This is a genomic window from Emergencia timonensis (genome assembly GCF_900086585.1).
GTDB classification, from domain to species: domain Bacteria; phylum Bacillota; class Clostridia; order Peptostreptococcales; family Anaerovoracaceae; genus Senimuribacter; species Senimuribacter timonensis.
On the sequence record NZ_FLKM01000008.1, the window covers coordinates 271,745 to 287,327 of the forward strand.

12 protein-coding genes are annotated in these 15,583 nt (G+C 45.6%); 1 reads left to right on the top strand and 11 read right to left on the bottom strand.

The genetic code is table 11. The annotated features are described in order from the left end of the window. Window positions 1-10: 10 nt before the first annotated feature. Window positions 11-922, top strand: a complete 912-nt coding sequence (locus tag BN6539_RS02550) for a pseudouridine-5'-phosphate glycosidase (protein WP_067533446.1) — start codon at window positions 11-13, stop codon at window positions 920-922. Window positions 923-1,662: 740 nt separating this feature from the next. Here the strand turns inward: BN6539_RS02550 and BN6539_RS02555 are convergent. From BN6539_RS02555 to BN6539_RS02605, 11 genes are all read right to left on the bottom strand, one after another. Further along, entirely contained in the window at window positions 1,663-3,690 is a 2,028-nt protein-coding gene (locus tag BN6539_RS02555) for a sigma 54-interacting transcriptional regulator (protein WP_067533448.1), read from the bottom strand. 155 nt (window positions 3,691-3,845) lie between these two features. Further along, the gene (gene nhaC, locus BN6539_RS02560; RefSeq protein ID WP_067533451.1) at window positions 3,846-5,258 is read right to left on the bottom strand and encodes a Na+/H+ antiporter NhaC; all 1,413 of its coding nucleotides are present in this window, start codon (window positions 5,256-5,258) and stop codon (window positions 3,846-3,848) included. Window positions 5,259-5,271: 13 nt separating this feature from the next. Further along, complete coding sequence (locus BN6539_RS02565) at window positions 5,272-5,955, bottom strand: RraA family protein (protein WP_067533453.1); 684 nt, start codon at window positions 5,953-5,955, stop codon at window positions 5,272-5,274. Window positions 5,956-5,970: 15 nt separating this feature from the next. Then, complete coding sequence (locus BN6539_RS02570; protein WP_067533456.1) at window positions 5,971-6,699, bottom strand: creatininase family protein; 729 nt, start codon at window positions 6,697-6,699, stop codon at window positions 5,971-5,973. 12 nt (window positions 6,700-6,711) lie between these two features. Beyond that, a complete protein-coding gene (locus BN6539_RS02575) occupies window positions 6,712-7,506 on the bottom strand; it encodes a carbon-nitrogen hydrolase family protein (protein ID WP_067533459.1) in 795 nt (264 codons plus the stop codon). A gap of 565 nt (window positions 7,507-8,071) precedes the next feature. Next, the gene (locus BN6539_RS02580) at window positions 8,072-9,751 is read right to left on the bottom strand and encodes a M20/M25/M40 family metallo-hydrolase (protein WP_067533462.1); all 1,680 of its coding nucleotides are present in this window, start codon (window positions 9,749-9,751) and stop codon (window positions 8,072-8,074) included. Window positions 9,752-9,768: 17 nt separating this feature from the next. Then, window positions 9,769-10,644 carry a dimethylarginine dimethylaminohydrolase family protein gene (locus BN6539_RS02585; RefSeq protein ID WP_067533465.1) on the bottom strand — a complete coding sequence of 292 codons (876 nt, stop codon included), beginning with the start codon at window positions 10,642-10,644 and terminating at the stop codon, window positions 9,769-9,771. Window positions 10,645-10,739: 95 nt separating this feature from the next. Continuing rightward, window positions 10,740-11,915 carry an amidohydrolase gene (locus tag BN6539_RS02590; RefSeq protein WP_067533468.1) on the bottom strand — a complete coding sequence of 392 codons (1,176 nt, stop codon included), beginning with the start codon at window positions 11,913-11,915 and terminating at the stop codon, window positions 10,740-10,742. Window positions 11,916-11,933: 18 nt separating this feature from the next. Next, window positions 11,934-13,325 (bottom strand): YfcC family protein, encoded by a 1,392-nt coding sequence (locus BN6539_RS02595; RefSeq protein WP_067533471.1) that lies wholly within the window; start codon window positions 13,323-13,325, stop codon window positions 11,934-11,936. A 73-nt stretch (window positions 13,326-13,398) separates the two neighbouring features. Then, a complete protein-coding gene (locus BN6539_RS02600) occupies window positions 13,399-14,175 on the bottom strand; it encodes a dimethylarginine dimethylaminohydrolase family protein (protein ID WP_067533474.1) in 777 nt (258 codons plus the stop codon). Between the two features lie 207 nt (window positions 14,176-14,382). Continuing rightward, window positions 14,383-15,522: a tyramine oxidase subunit B gene (locus BN6539_RS02605; protein ID WP_067533478.1), complete on the bottom strand. Its 1,140-nt coding sequence runs from the start codon at window positions 15,520-15,522 to the stop codon at window positions 14,383-14,385. Between the last annotated feature and the right edge of the window lie 61 nt (window positions 15,523-15,583).

Consider the following 15,583-nt stretch of genomic DNA (forward strand, 5'->3'; position numbering starts at 1 on the left):
GGTAAATGAAATGAACGAATATTTATGTATCACGGAAGAAGTGAAAGCTGCTCTGGAAGCAAAAAGACCGGTGGTAGCACTGGAGTCCACCATTCTTTCCCACGGCATGCCCTACCCGGAAAATCTGGAGTTTTCTCATAAAGTTGAGGAGATCATCCGTGCAGAAGGCGCCATTCCGGCAACCACTGCAATCATCGGCGGAAAACTACGGGTGGGTCTGACAGCAGAAGAACTGGAAATCATGTGCCGGGCAGAAAACGTCGCCAAGGTCAGCCGCCGAGATGTAGCGATCTGTCTGGCAACGGGCCAGACTGGCGCCACCACCGTAGCAACCACCATGATGCTGGCAGAAATGGCGGGCATCCGCTTCTTCGCTACAGGCGGCATCGGCGGCGTTCACCGCGGAGCGGAAACCACCATGGATATCTCTGCCGATCTGCAGGAACTGGCAAATACACCAGTAGCAGTTATCTGCGCCGGCGCGAAAAGTCTCTTAGACATCGGTCTGACGCTAGAATACTTAGAGACCATGGGTGTGCCTGTCATCGGTCTGAGGACAGATGACTTCCCTGCCTTCTACTGCAGGAAGAGCGGCTACAGCGTGGACTACAATGCCCCTGACGAAGAAACTGTAGCAAAAGTTATGAAGGCCAAATGGGATCTGGGTCTGAAAGGCGGCTCCGTGATTGCCAACCCGATTCCAAAAGAATACGAACTGGACTACGATGAAATGGAAGCGGTTATCAATAAGGCGCTGAAAGCCGCCCAGGAAGAAGGCATCCACGGCAAAGCGACGACACCGTTCCTTCTCGCTCACATTAAAGAATTTACAGACGGCGTGTCCCTGGCTTCTAACCTGCAGCTAGCCTATCACAATGCAAAAGAGGCGGCAAAAATTGCTGTGGCTTACAGTAAGATGTAACACGTGTTTATTTACACCAAATAACAGAAAGCGTAAAGGCAGAGTATAGAAACCCTATCTTTACGCTTTTTGTGTTTTCTGCGGTTTATTGGCTAATTCTGGTAATAGGCCTACTGTTTACTTATGCTGAAGTAATCTTTTTTTAGAGGCTTTAAACTTATATAAATACCGGTTCGTATATATTACTGCTATAATCAGTATACCGAAAGATCCACCACAGCAAAAGGATGCTATCGCTTCTGCAGTCCCACTATCGGCCAACCCCGAAGTTTCTAGCACAATAAAAATAGTAAATGTTACTACACCTATCCACGAAAAGAAGTGAGAAAAGTATTTTTTGCCATGATTAGACACGCCGTGTCTACCTGATAATTTTTAATTTACCGGACGCACCTCAGATCAGCAAACTTCTAATCTATGCTTTACTGGTGCTGCCGATTTCAAGCAAGTTTCCCTCCGGGTGCAACATAAAAGTTGCGGATGCCGAAAAAGAAAGTCATAGGTTCTCCTTCTGAAGTTTACACTCGACTTTGATAGTCGCGCATATTCTGCATCCACATCGGCAAAAGAGGGCGCTTGCCGTCTCAAACTCAGCAAAATTGCCGTTAGCCCACACCGTATGAAAGTCTAGGGTGTCTCTGTAAAGATGAACCATATGATCTATACCACCCACAATTATAATTTATTAAAGTTATTATACAGTGGTTTAATATTGTTGGCAGCCCAAACCCGTTTCCCTTTTATAGTCTTCTGCGTTTCAAGTACTGTAAGCCTGCTGCTGTAATCTCTGTGCCCCGGCGGCCTTTATTGACTTCCACTAGTCCCATCCCTTCTAAATTCTTCAATATAAAACGGATATCCTGTTCTGCAATTTTGCAACCATTTGTCAGCAGGTTGTCATGGAGATTTTTTCGTCCTGCCGGCTGACCGTCGCTATTAAATTTTGCCACAGCTGCAAGCACCGTCTCCTTTCTTTTGTCTAAGGAGAAGTCAATCCTCGGGTTAACTGCTCCAAAGTCACGAATATGCTCCGGTACGTCTTTCAGCATAATCTTTTCATCAGAGAGCTGGTACATGTATTCAATACAATTGTGCAATTCGCGAATATTCCCCGGCCAGGAATAAGCCTTGAGCACCTTGAGAATTTTCGGCGTTAATTGCTTTTCCCCGCCAAAATCCTGCAGAAAAGCCTCGACTAAAAGGGGAATATCCTCTTTCCTCTCTCTTAGGGGCGGCAATGGCAAGGGCAACACGTTAATTCGATAATACAAATCCTCACGAAATAGCCCTTCGCAGGCTAGCTGCAGCAGATTTTTATTGGTGGCAGCAATAACACGTACATCCACTTTAATCACATTGACACCACCGATGCGCATGACCTCCCGTTCCATCAATACGCGGAGCAGCTTTGCCTGCAGTTCGTAGGGCATTTCGCCAATTTCATCTAAAAAAATCGTGCCTTTCTCTGCTATTTCAAAGAGTCCCAGCTTGCCCCCCTTTTTCGCTCCGGTAAAGGCCCCCTCTTCATAACCGAACAGTTCCGATTCCAGCAAAGAAGCCGCTAGTGCGGAACAGTTAACTGCAATAAAGGCTTCCTTTGCTCTGCTAGAACCGTTGTGAATCGCCTGCGCAAAGACTTCTTTCCCTGTACCGCTTTCTCCCGTTATCAACACTGTGCTAGCGCTCCCAGCCATCTTTGCTGCGACTTTCTTCAGATCCTGAATGACTTTGCTGTCACCGAGAATGCTTTCCATCGTGTATTTGGCCACATGGCCGCGAGGAATTAATTTTGATTTTAATTGGTTTCGTTCATTCTCCAGCTCCATATACTTCTGACCAAAAATGACGATACCGACGAGCAGTCCCTCGTCACTATAGATGCCATACTTGTTGATTACGTAGGTAATATGGCGGATTGTAACCAGTTCGTTCGTCACAGCTTCTTTCCGCTCTATGATATCCTGAATGTGAATTTCTGGAAAAATTTCACTGATGTTTTTTCCAAGAACCGCCTTTTTCTTTATTCCAAAGTTTCGTTCACTTGCACCGTTATATTCTGTAATATAACCTGTGAGGTCGGTAGCAATGATGCTGTCGTTGGTAAAGTGTAAGATAGTTCGCAGTTGTTTTTTTATATCGCTGGAATCACTGAGCATCTGGCTAATACCATAATCAGCATAGACGATTTCTTTTTTATACGCATCTAATATCTGATAGAGTTTTCGGCTGGACAGTCCTAATATTGCTCCGATATCCGCAATTGTTGAAAGGTCGATGATTCTGTCACCAATATCGATGATCTCTTTAATAAATGCAGGAATACGCTCCGTTTTTCCAGCAATCACCGCGGTCTTAATTCCAGAGGGGCCTTCATCGTAAGGAGAATACGTGTTGTAAGGAATCAGTTTCAAATTTTTAATGCCCAGTTCGTATAGCTTTGACACACACTCCACAGCAATTTCATGAAAATTACTGACAAAGAAAATTTCACGTTCCTTGTCGATTCGTTTTAACTTCTCAAATCCTTCTTTTGTAAAGGTTCGCCTCATAACGATCGTCTCTACCTGGTGTCTGTTCAGCCGCTTCACGTGCTCGTATAAAATGTTAGAGGAAGTCACAATCAAATCGCCATCAAAATTCAGCTCCTGAGAATTGTTTTCAATATAATAATTTTCTATTTCCGCTAAACCTTCAAATATTCCCTTCAGATATTCACAATAATACTCGCTGATTCCCTTGTATAGCGCTACTACCATAATTCTCTTCATCGTTTTTCCCTTTCCACACTTTTCTTATATAATTACAATCGGATGTCGTGATTCAATGGTCCCTTCCCTGCGATGAAATCGTAAGATCGTGGAACCATTATACAACAAAGACGGCCGCCAGGGAAAGTTTCTGACGGCCGTCCCGTATGTTTTTTTCATACAGCCTTTTCTTTGACTGCTGTTTTTTCTTTAAAGATGGCAATCCCAGTGCAAGCATAAAAGATAGCGATTAATGGACAGAGAATTGCCAGAAACGCATAAGGTGCGTATTGTAAGACCTCCACACCCAGCACCCCGGAAACAAAAATACCGGTAGTAGACCACGGAATTAGGAAAGTAAATATGGTCCCGCCGTCCTCCAATGTTCGTGACAGAACTCTTTTCTCCACGCCCTGCTTGGTATAAGCTTCTTTCATCACTTGTCCAGGCAGCAGAATTGCAATATACTGACTAGCTGTCAACACGGTTGTGACCAAACAGGTCGCAAGAGTCGTCAGCACCAACGACCTTGGACTCCTGATAAAGATTTCCATTTTGCTGAGAATAACAGATAACACGCCCATTCTCTGCAGAATTTCGCCCAGTCCCAGAGCCAGCAGCGCTAGCGAAGATGTACTCATCATCCCCATAATACCTCCTCTATTCAGAAGCCGATCCACGTCTGCGTTGCCGCTTTCCAGGGAAAACCCATTGCCTAATGCATTGAGAATTACCTGATAATCGTAGTGTCCCATCTGAAAAATAAAGGCTGCAACAGTTCCAGCAACAGCACCCAGAAGCAAGGCAATCAGCGGCGGCATCTTCTTAATTGCCAGAACAATCGTAAGTAGCGGTACGATGAGAAGCAACGGATTAATATTAAAATGCATACGCAATGTATCGTTAATTGCGTCAATAGCTGATGTATCCATGGCTGCACCGCCGATTTGGATGCCGATGACGGTGTAGATAATAGCAGCAATAACTGTTGCAGGCACTGTCGTGTAGAGCATGGAGTTGATATGCTTAAAAATATCTGTTCCCGCAACTGCAGGCGCTAAATTCGTCGTATCAGAGAAAGGCGACATCTTATCACCGAAGATTGCCCCCGACACCACCATTCCCGCCGTCAAACCGGGATTAATATGCAGCCCCAGACCGATTCCCATAAAAGCGACCCCCAGAGTCGCAATGGCTGAATAAGAGCTGCCTACAAAGAAGGAAATGATACAGCAGATAAAAAAACCTACTACTAAAAATACCTTTGGCGACAGAATTTCCAAGCCATAATAGATAATTGTCGGCACAATTCCCGATACAATCCAGGAACCAATTACCGTTCCTACTGTCATCAGAATCAAGGCGACTAATACTGCATTTTTACAGCCTTCTATGAAGAAATCCTGTAAGTCCTCTTTGGTAAATCCACTGATTAATGCAATGATGCCCATTGCCAGGATTGCCAGCAGAAAAACCACATGGGTAGAAATCTGCAGGACGATGAATCCGCCTATCAGCACCAGGGCTAAAGCAATCATCGCTACCGCCGCCATGGCTACAGAAACTTTCTTTTCTTTTGTATTTTCCATTTTAGTTCCTCCCCTATTCAAGGTAATATACATCATTCATCTTTGCAATCTTCTTTTCAAAAGACATGATTTCTGTCAAAGGAAGATTCCTTTCAAATCCCGCCTTGTCAATTTCGTTGTATTGCTCATAGGTTTCAGCCAGCAAAATCAGCTTATCAGCAAAGTCATAGGGAATGACAACGATACCGTCGCCATTGGCCAAAATTAAATCACCGGGGCAGACCACCGTGCCGCCGCAGCAAATTGGCACATTGACGTCACCTTTGAACCCGCAAATCTTCGTTGTCAGATTGGACTGCCCTTTAGAGAACACGGGGAATCCGCAGGCTTTGATTTCTTCTGAATCTGTATTCGGTCCGTCCACAACGACAGCCGCTAAACCGAAACGTTTTGCTGTCAGGGTGGTCATTTCTCCCCAACAGGCGTGGCGCTTCTCTCCCTGCATGTCAATAACCAGTACGTCCCCCGGCTTAGAATAAGTCATGGCTTTATATACCATGGTCGAATCTGTAGCTGGAATGCGTGCGGTAATTGCCGTACCTACAACGTACATGCACTTTTCCTTATTCAAGGGAACAATGTCGTTATTCATAAAGCCGAATTCCAGGGCATGTCCCAGTTCACTAGGACTGATCTTTTTAAACCGGTCTATCAAAGTTTTGTCCAGCCGCCTTACTTTGGTGTTTATAATATTCATCTGTCAGCCTCCATCTTACCTGTAATATTCTTCTATAAATTGAACGATTCTATCGACGCTGCGCTCAACAATGATTTTTCCCTTTTCAGCAGTTCCCTTTGTCCCATCGCCCAACGTGCCCGTGTCCGTATATTTATCAAATTTAATATACTGCTTAAATTCCGGAAACTTGTCTTCAAAGAGTTCCGCAGTGTAAACAGCTTCTTCGTCGTGGACCAGCTCAGGGGTCAGATACTTCAGCACTGAAGTGCCCGCTTCGCTGGCATGGCCATGAGCCATCATGCCGCTATATTCGCACACCCCTTCACAGTAGGGCTGAATAAACCGCCACCAATCCATAGATGCACAGCGAATCTGGTACTTGTCTTCCAACTCCCAGCCCAGCTGTGTAATCATAAAGACATTGCTGACATGAGTATTGAGGAAGAAGAGTTTCTTAAAGTCCCAGCGTATCAGACTCAGGCAGACATCCTCCAGATAACCCTTAAAATGCTCCGGTTTTATGACCATCGTACCGGGAAATTCCGGGGTCAGCAGTGAAAGGGAGTCTCCCATCTCAATGGTTGGTGTCACTAGAAGATCCAGTTTCTCGCCGACCATGTCCGCTACTTTGTCGGCCACGATGGCGTCGCCGCCCATGGGCAGATGGGGTCCGTAAACCTCAATCGCGCCTGTGGGTATGATAACCGGTTTTTCTTTATCCAGCTCTTTAAATTGTTTCCAGCTCAGGTTTTTTAGCCTCATTTTATGCCTCCTTTACTTCACTTCATAGAGTTCAGGCCGCCTGTTTTGGTAGGTCGGCACCTGGCTTCTGACCGTCTGCTGATAGTTCATATCCAAGATGCCGTACATAATGCCTTCCTGGTCCGAAACCTTCGAAACTATCAGACCGCAAGGGTCAGCAATGCAGCTTCGTCCAAAAAAGTGTTCGTTATATTGGTTCAGTGCTACCACATAGAGCAGATTGTCAAGGGCCGCAGACTGCACCAAAACGTCCCATTGATCGTGGCGCGGCGTATAGAAGGCGGATGGCACAAACAGCACCTCGATGCCCTTTAGCGCAAGCGTACGTAAGTAGTCCGGAAAACGCAGCTCGTAGCAGATAGCGATTCCAGCTTTTCCAAAATCAAAATCAACAATGCCAATATCCGCCCCAGCATCTACAGTGTCCGACTCCTTTGATGTAAAGGCATCAAAAAGATGCGTTTTGCTGTAGTCACCAATCAACTGTCCCTCTCTGTCAATGCACAGACAGGTATTCAGCAGCTTATCCCCTTTTATCAGGGGATAACTTCCGGTGATGATATTCACATGATGCTTTTTTGCACATTTGGAAAACTCGTTAAAAAACTCTGAATCCAGCACTTCGCCAATATAGCTGCGATTCTCTTTTGTCGGATTGGAATAGTAAAGCTCCGGCAGGCAGATTACGTCAATCTTCTTGTATCTTTCAAAACCCTCTTCAATTAACTCCAAAGCCCGTCTCAAGTTGTCGTGTTTGTCCTCGGTCATCCCTATCTGGATGCCCATTACACTGATTTCTCTTTTCATCTCGACCTCCTCGTTGGTGAACTACTAATACTAATAGCAATCCTCGTGCCAAGATGAAAACAAAAGTCCGAAACGGCTGATTTGCAACAGTAATAGCAAGTAGCAACTTATGCAGACGCCAGCAGTTTTCTAGTTATTGAATACATTTAAGACAAATCTTGAAATTTCAACATTTATATTGGGTACATTTTATACAATTTGAACGCAGCAGCAAAAAAGGAGCTGTCCCATTAACGAAAGAACGGCGCAAAGCATTGTTTTTTAAGTGCTTTACGCCGTTTGAAATTAGATTCAGGAGTCAAATTCATCGTTTTTAATAGAATCTCAGGATTTATGGACGGTATTTTACTTCTAGAATGTCATCCTCTAAAGGTATCATTCATTATTTTTCTAATGTGTATAGTATAGTAAATTGCTTCGATTAAAATCGTTTTCATCAGCAAAAAAACGGCGTAACGGTCTCCAAAAATAGACGTTTACGCCGTTTAGGCTGATCCATCTGGTCTTTAAGGGCAGTTCACCTGGCTTTGTGCAACAATCTCTTTGATATCAATGTACTTTTATTTTAGTTGTCTTCTCCTTTCAGCAGCATTTTGATCGCCGCATCCAGTATATGAGGCGTTCTCTCGTAGAGGTCTTCTTTGTAGACTCTCTCTGTCAGCTTGTGGAAGTCCTTGCCCCACGGCCCGATGTTGATGCCCGCCATGGAGATCTCTTTGATTTCCTCAAATGGGATATCGTAGTATTGACCCAGCAGCGGCATGGAATCGGCCACAGAAGCCCTCTGCTTCTGTGGGTCGTCTATATTAATGTAGCTCAAGTCGCAGATGCCGGTATAGAAGTATTCTTTGGTGTATTCCTGATGATATACTTCCTGCGCATAGACTGACAGCTTTTCACTCATGCCGCGCGCTGCCGGCGCGATACCATCAAAATAGATGTTTGACACGTTAGGATAGTATGGAGGCAGCAAGCCGTAGACCACCCTCGGCGAAATATCCTCAATATAGTCGTAGATTTTTTCAATGAGACAGAAGTTCCCCTCTATCATATTGATTTTACCGGCTTCCATGTCTTTGAGAATTTCCTGCAACGCTGTCTCGTATTCTCTGACAAGGGACTCTCCGCCGTTTGCCTTCGCCTCTTCGTACAGCTCCTTAAAGTTGACCACTTTGGCAGACCATGGCAGTGGTTTCACCGTCTGCCCTGTCTTCTGGCAGAAGGCAGCATAATTGCGGTTCATCCTGTCGATGACTGTGCTGAATCCCTCCTGGCAGACTCTCTTCACCTCAGACAGCAGCTCAGAAGGCGTCTGCTTCAAGGTGAGAACGCTGAAGCAGCCGCGTGCTGTCAGCGGCATGGACACGTCGTAGCGGTCTTTACTGTCTTTCATGTAAAGCCAGGTCGGCGGGGGCGCCGCTTCCCCGTTTACTGCATCAGCAAAGTCCATGTTGATTTCTGTACGAGTCACGATTTCAGACAGAACTGATACCGGATTGAGGCCTTCGAAAACCTTGCCCGCATGGGAGAGAAATCCCCTCACATATACAAAGGGCATCATCTTGCCAACAGTTCCCTCAGAGAAAACGCCTTTGCTAAAGTCCTTTCTCTGATGAGGTTCAGAGTTTATCATCATGATATATTCTAAATCATATTTCTTTTTCAATTCTGCAAGCAGCTTTGCAGCAGCCCTCATTCCTGCAGAGAGGTTTTCCTCATCGGGTACGCCGATGACGATGACATTGCCGTCAAAGTCCGCAAGTTCGCTGTAGCTTTCCAATAAAGCATACTGAATGGAGCCCCCGGCTTTCATGTCGCAGCCTCCACGGCAGAACAAAAAAGTATCTTCCTCCAGATCCTTTTGTGCATCTTCAGGCAGCATATCCTTGTGGAGAAGCAGTTCTTTCCTGAGCTGGTCAGGGGAAAAGGCGAACGATTTAAGTGTTTTAAAATCTTCGATATCCACGATATCGTAATGATGAACGAGAGTTACTGTTCTTTTCCCTTTTCCCTTTACCATGGCCCAGCATACATTTCTTTTGAGAGGATCATTTTCAAGGGGATAGGTTCCCCAGAATTCATGATGTTCTCTGAAATAGGTAACTTGGTTAAAATGATTTTCGAAAAAGTTTTCTATTTCTCTTTCTTTTTCTGTATTTGTAAAGCTTTGAATTTTGACATATTCATAAAGTATTTCCTTAATTCTGCCGCCCAATACGGCAAAATCGATGTCGTGGTTTTTCATCGCATTACCTCGTATTCTTATTTTCTGCACACAGGACAAGTCAGGCAGGTCGGTCCGCCAGTTCCCCTATATGAGAGTTCTTTTCCTTCATATGTATATACGATAACACCAGCATCCTCGATTTTCTTTTGGATGTCGGGACAGCCCTCGATCAAAATGCACTTTCCGGGTTCCAACGCCAATAAGTTGGTGCCTAGGTAATCATATTCATCATCGTTGCACTCAATCAGCTGAATACCTCTGTCGATCAAGTATTCTCTGAAAAATACCGGCATGTATTTAGAATAGACTACCGCCTTATCAGTATCCACAAAGCTGATGATGCTCATCAAGTGCAGGCAGGCTTCTTCTCCGTCTCCATGAGGCATCGGCACGACAATGTATTCGTCGATAAAATCCTTCGTCAATTCTTTAAACTGTCTGATTCCTTCATCATTAGTTCTGTAACCGCGTCCGATCGCCACAGTCTTTTCGTCAATCCAGAGAACGTCGCCGCCTTCCATCTTTCCAGGAGCGGAGATATATCCGAGAGTCGGTACTCCGTTAGCTGTGAGAAATTCTTCTGTCGCCAGGCGTTCTTTGCTTCTCAACTCTTTGCCCATCGGAAAATAGATAGCGCCTTTGCTGGTCACCTTCAGAGAGTCGTGGGTATAGATGGAATCGAGACCCGTCCTCTCATCATAAGGCAGGTAGTATACATTTTCTACGTTGTCCTTGATGATTTTTTCAAACTCCGCGTATTCTTCTAATACTTTCTCATAATCAGGGCAGCCGTAATATTTAAATTTTTCCCAAGTCGCGTTTAGATTTTCCTGGCTGACAAAAGCAGCGTCCGGGCGTTTAATCATAATCGTATCGATTTTCTTTACCATACTCTGACATCCATAATTCATAATTCATATACCTCCATAATTTGTTTTTGATACGCAATCAAGGAATGCATTTCTACACTCCCTGATTATCACATGTGAACATGTTCTTTTCTATTTTAATAGCCTCGATAGGCCTTGTGGTCCGCCTTGATCTGCTGGAGCAGCTGCGGGTTGCCGTACATTTTTGCGGTCATGCAAAGGAGCAGAGACGCAGAGTTTTTGATGGCATCATGAGCGCCTTGTGTGGTCATCGCATCAGCAAACTCCTGGGTGTGGCAGTTTTCTTCTATACCGATTCCCATCATAGGATGAAATGCAGGACATCTGTAGTCCACATTTCCGATATCGGAGGAGCCTTTCATTCCCGACTGATTTGCACACGGAATCCCCAGTTCGTCATAGCTTTCACGCATCAGTTTTTCTCCCAATTTACTGATATACAGCTCGTGGAAGGGTTCCCCAACAGGAAACATCTCCACTTCTGTCCGTGTCGCCAAGGCTGCCGCTCTGGCACAGTCCTTCACCCAAGCCGTGATATCATTGAGGTCTTCTCTGCGGGGAGCTCTGGTTAAAAATTCAACTTCTGCAAACTCCGGCACGATATTGGACGCTTCGCCGCCGTTTTTGATAAAGCCGTGCATGCGCGCTTCTTCAATGACATGCTGCCGCATCATATCAGTTGCATCCAGGAATAACCTGGCGGCGTTGAGGGCGTTTCTGCCCTTTTCCGGCGCCGCGGCTGCATGAGCCGGCTGTCCATGCCATTTGAAGCCCAAGCCATCGAGAGCAATGAACTCTGACGTCGCTGTACTGAATGGTCCCATATGGACCATGGCGGCAAAATCATATCCGTCAAAGACGCCTTTGTCCGCCATCAAACACTTGGTACCGTTGATTTCTTCATCAGGTGTGCCGATGATGTCTACTCCAAAATCTAACTGGTCTCTCACCTCATTCAAGGCCAGAGCTGCGAGGACGCTGGAACTGCCGCTGGCACAGTGGCCGCAGGCATGCCCCAGACCTCTCAGTGCATCATACTCTGCAAGAAGCGCCATCCTTTCTTTTTTCTCTGGGTTGATAACACCCTTAAAGGCCGTATCAAATCCAGCAAAAGGATATTCTGTCTCTATACCGTGCTTTCTCAACAGGTCTACGATGGCGGCGGAGCTGTGAAACTCCGCGCTTCCGATTTCCGGGTTTTCCGCCATATAGTCGTTTAATGCATTGATCTCTTCTCTATAGCTGTCAATTTTCGGCAGCAACAGCTCCTTTAATTGCTTCTCGTCTAACATTTCCTCTATACCTTTCTATTAATGATACCCGATGAATACAGCCAGAATCACGAAGAACGACTGCAGCAGGAACATAATTCCAAAGATCGGCAGGAAGAATTTATACCATTTGCCCATTGGAATCTTAGCAATTCCGCACATGATGGCACAGGCGCCTGTAGGCCACAGAAGATTGGAGAATCCGTCTCCGAACTGATATGCCAGGACGGCAATCTGTCTGTTCAGCTCCGTCAAGTCTGCCAGCGGTATCATAATCGGCATAATGGCTGCGGCCTGACCGCTGCCCGAAGGAATGAAGAAGTTCAAGATGTTCTGAACTACCAGCATCATCTCGCCAGTTGCCCATGTAGGCAGTCCCTGCATCATTGAGTTCATTCCGTGGATAACGGTATCGATAATAACGCCGTTCTGCATGATGACCAGTATGGTTCTCGAAAGGCCAACCACTACCATTGCTACGGTCATTTCCGATATGGATGTTATGAGATCTGTGGCAATGCCTTCCGGTCTTTTTCCTCCGATAACGGATGATAAGATTCCCGAGATGATGAACACGCCGCTCATCTCGTTTATGTACCAGCCAAGTTTCAGTGAGCCGTATACGATGGTTATGACCGTTACAACCATACCGAGCATCAAAAGCTTGTGTTTTGCAGTAAACTCCATGTTTGCATCAGTCTCAACTTTGAATGCGGAATAGTCTTCCCCATAGACCAGACTCTTGGTCGGATCTTTTTTGACTTTCATCGCGTATCTCATGACCAGTGCCATGGAAACTAGGTAGAATACGCCAAAGATCACCCATCTGTAACCCAGCCCTGAAAACATCGGCAGATCACCGAAGGTCTGTGCAATACCGATGGTAAACGGATTTGTCGTTGCAGAGGCAAAACCGACTGCAACCGCCACACCAGACATGCACATGCCCACCAGGGCATCATAGCCTAAAGCAATTGCCAAGGCGACAAAGATTGGAATTAAACCGTAAACAGTTTCGAACTCGCCATATGTAGATCCTGCCAGTGAGAATACCAGCATTACAATCGGGATAAACAGCTTGCTGTCTCTCGCTTTGCTGCCGAGCAGTCTGTTAATCATCGCCGTAAAGGCGCCTGTCTGCATAACAGAATATACCCAGAAGTAGCCGAACAGAATCAGAAAGATAATCTGTGCGCCGTTGAGGAAGCCTTCCTGAATCGCTACGAAAACGCGAAACGGATTTACTGGGTTTTGCTCCACATACTGAAAACTGCTGCCGTCTACGACCTGAGTACCGCCCTGGTCTACGTAGGCGTACTGCCCTGCGGGCACAATATATGTCAGAATTGCGATGATGACGATGATACTGAACAGCATCAATGTACTGCTCGGAAACTTGAACTTTTTCTTTTTGTCATTAAGGGTTGGCATTTTGTGGTCCTCTCTTTCTTCATTTTATTGAAGCGACCTCTCCATTCTCTTTATGGAGTCTAATCGTGTTTTCCTAAAATCTCAGTGATAAGCAGCTTAAACCACCATCAAGTTTTCTATATTCCGATGTGTCAACTAAGATGGTCTTATAACCCAGGTCCTGTACCGCTTTCAGCACTGCAGGATAACCTTCCGGTACGATGACCGTGTCGTTGACCCAGATGCAGTTCGCTGCGTATGCTTCGTCCTCCGGAATCTGCACGCAGTTGTACTTCTGGAACTCCGGCTTCGTCACGAACTCGCCGGATACCAGCATGTTGTTGTCCTCCAGGTAGTTGACGCCCGTCTTCAGGTGGAGCACCTCTTCCAGCTTCACCTCGGAGCAGGTCATGTCGTACTTGGCCAGGATCTCTGTCAGCTGTCTGATGCCTTCCTCGTTGGTCCTTGCGGATCTTCCAACATAGAAGTGGTCGCCAACCATCATGACGTCGCCGCCTTCCAGAGTGCCAGGGGCCTTGATGTATTCGATCTGGTCGTCAGAGAAGAACTTCTTCACCGCGCCGATGATCTCGTCCTTCTCACCGTTTCTGGACTCTGCGCCCGGGTTGGTGATGATGGCGCACTTCCTTGTAATCAGGGCAGGGTCCTCGACGAAGCAGGAATCGGGATATCTCTCGTCAGCCTCTAATACGGTAACGTCTACATCGCACTGCTTCAGTGCCTCTATGTAAGTATCGTGCTGCTTCAGTGCCAGCTCAAAATCAGGCTTTCCCGGATACAGTCCGCTTGTGATGCCTTCTACCATTGCTTTGCACGGTCTTCTTACGATTACGTGATTAAACTTTTTCATTTTTCCTTACCTCCAAAGTATGTTTAAAATTTAAAATATAATATATCATTCCTTGTTTAAATATATTTTATATAATATATGCGCCATTGTCAATATAATTTTGATTTTTCTGCCAACTTTTTTAACGATAGGATCACCTGAGGAATTCACGTAAAAAGGACTGCCCATTGATGGCAGTCCTTTTATCACTCATATTTTTTACGATGTTTAAAACAGATAAGGTTCTTCCCATAAATTCAGTTTTGTACCGATTTCCATTTTAATGGCATTCTCATAAACAGTTTTACCCCATGCCACGTCCTCTACGGGCATGCCGCCGATGGAGTAAATAATAACCTGCTGATCGTTATCACGGCCCGGTAGTTTTCCATTTAAGATTGCTCCCAGATTCTCCATCCGCTGAAAGTCCAATTTTTTATCATGAATCATGTCTGTAAATTTACTTCCGATCAGAAACCAAGTGTCAAAGGTGGGATAAGGGTATTCCTCTGCCCACGTTTCGTATAAGCCAGTATAATCTACTACCAGCTTGGTGGCAGGGTCCATGACCATTTCGTCAGGTACGTTCAGCGCTCCCATACCACAGAGCAGGCAGCCAGGCTTAATCCATTCTCTCTCTACAAAAGGATAATTCTTTTGTCCTCCCGTCGGTGTTGAGGTGGCAAAGCTGAGAATATCTGCATCTCTTACACAGTCTTCTAAAGTATCACATACGATAAAGTCTTTAAACTGCGGGCATCTCTTCTTGACGTATTCGATGCATCTGTCAATAGAAGTCTTGCTGCGTCCATATATCTTTAGGGTTTCCAAACTTGGACGCATCGAAGCAAAGGTTTCGATCGTAATCGAATTGATTACACCCGGCCCTACCACGCCGAGGACTTTCGCGTTTTTGACTGCCAGATGCCTGACACCGACGCCGGGAACAGCTGCCGTTCTGTACGCACTGAGCAAGTTAGCCGACATATACGCAAGAGGCGCACCTGTTTGTTTATCGTTCAAGATAACCATCAAAATGGAACGAGGCAGACCGGCCGCCTTGTTTTCCACATTGGAGCCGTACCACTTTACGCCTGCAATATCAAACTGGCCTCCGAGATAGGCAGGCATAGCCATGAAACGTCTGTCCGGTCCATCCTTGGGCATATTAGGAAATTCAGGTTCTTCGGGAAAGCTGATCATAGAGCCGTGAGAGTTCGCATCTTCTCCTCCCATTCTGTAGTCTCCTTTGTCCAGCAGTTTCAGGACTTCTTCCATGCAGTCTGTACACTTTGCCACATCGTTTACCCCTGCGGCCAGCATGTCCTTCTCACTTAGATATAAAAAATCGATTCTTGGATATGCCATTGATTTTTCTCCTTCCCATATACCAATCTTTGTTAAGATTGTAATCCATAGTAATTACATA

What these genes read in the sequence shown, in the direction of transcription:
- BN6539_RS02550 (WP_067533446.1), top strand. Translation starts at nt 11, where the DNA reads ATGAACGAATATTTATGTATCACGGAAGAAGTGAAAGCTGCTCTGGAA.
- BN6539_RS02595 (WP_067533471.1), bottom strand. Translation starts at nt 13,325, where the DNA reads ATGCCAACCCTTAATGACAAAAAGAAAAAGTTCAAGTTTCCGAGCAGT.
- BN6539_RS02585 (WP_067533465.1), bottom strand. Translation starts at nt 10,644, where the DNA reads ATGAATTATGGATGTCAGAGTATGGTAAAGAAAATCGATACGATTATG.
- BN6539_RS02565 (WP_067533453.1), bottom strand. Translation starts at nt 5,955, where the DNA reads ATGAATATTATAAACACCAAAGTAAGGCGGCTGGACAAAACTTTGATA.
- BN6539_RS02575 (WP_067533459.1), bottom strand. Translation starts at nt 7,506, where the DNA reads ATGAAAAGAGAAATCAGTGTAATGGGCATCCAGATAGGGATGACCGAG.
- BN6539_RS02555 (WP_067533448.1), bottom strand. Translation starts at nt 3,690, where the DNA reads ATGAAGAGAATTATGGTAGTAGCGCTATACAAGGGAATCAGCGAGTAT.
- BN6539_RS02600 (WP_067533474.1), bottom strand. Translation starts at nt 14,175, where the DNA reads ATGAAAAAGTTTAATCACGTAATCGTAAGAAGACCGTGCAAAGCAATG.
- BN6539_RS02570 (WP_067533456.1), bottom strand. Translation starts at nt 6,699, where the DNA reads ATGAGGCTAAAAAACCTGAGCTGGAAACAATTTAAAGAGCTGGATAAA.
- BN6539_RS02590 (WP_067533468.1), bottom strand. Translation starts at nt 11,915, where the DNA reads ATGTTAGACGAGAAGCAATTAAAGGAGCTGTTGCTGCCGAAAATTGAC.
- nhaC (WP_067533451.1), bottom strand. Translation starts at nt 5,258, where the DNA reads ATGGAAAATACAAAAGAAAAGAAAGTTTCTGTAGCCATGGCGGCGGTA.
- BN6539_RS02580 (WP_067533462.1), bottom strand. Translation starts at nt 9,751, where the DNA reads ATGAAAAACCACGACATCGATTTTGCCGTATTGGGCGGCAGAATTAAG.
- BN6539_RS02605 (WP_067533478.1), bottom strand. Translation starts at nt 15,522, where the DNA reads ATGGCATATCCAAGAATCGATTTTTTATATCTAAGTGAGAAGGACATG.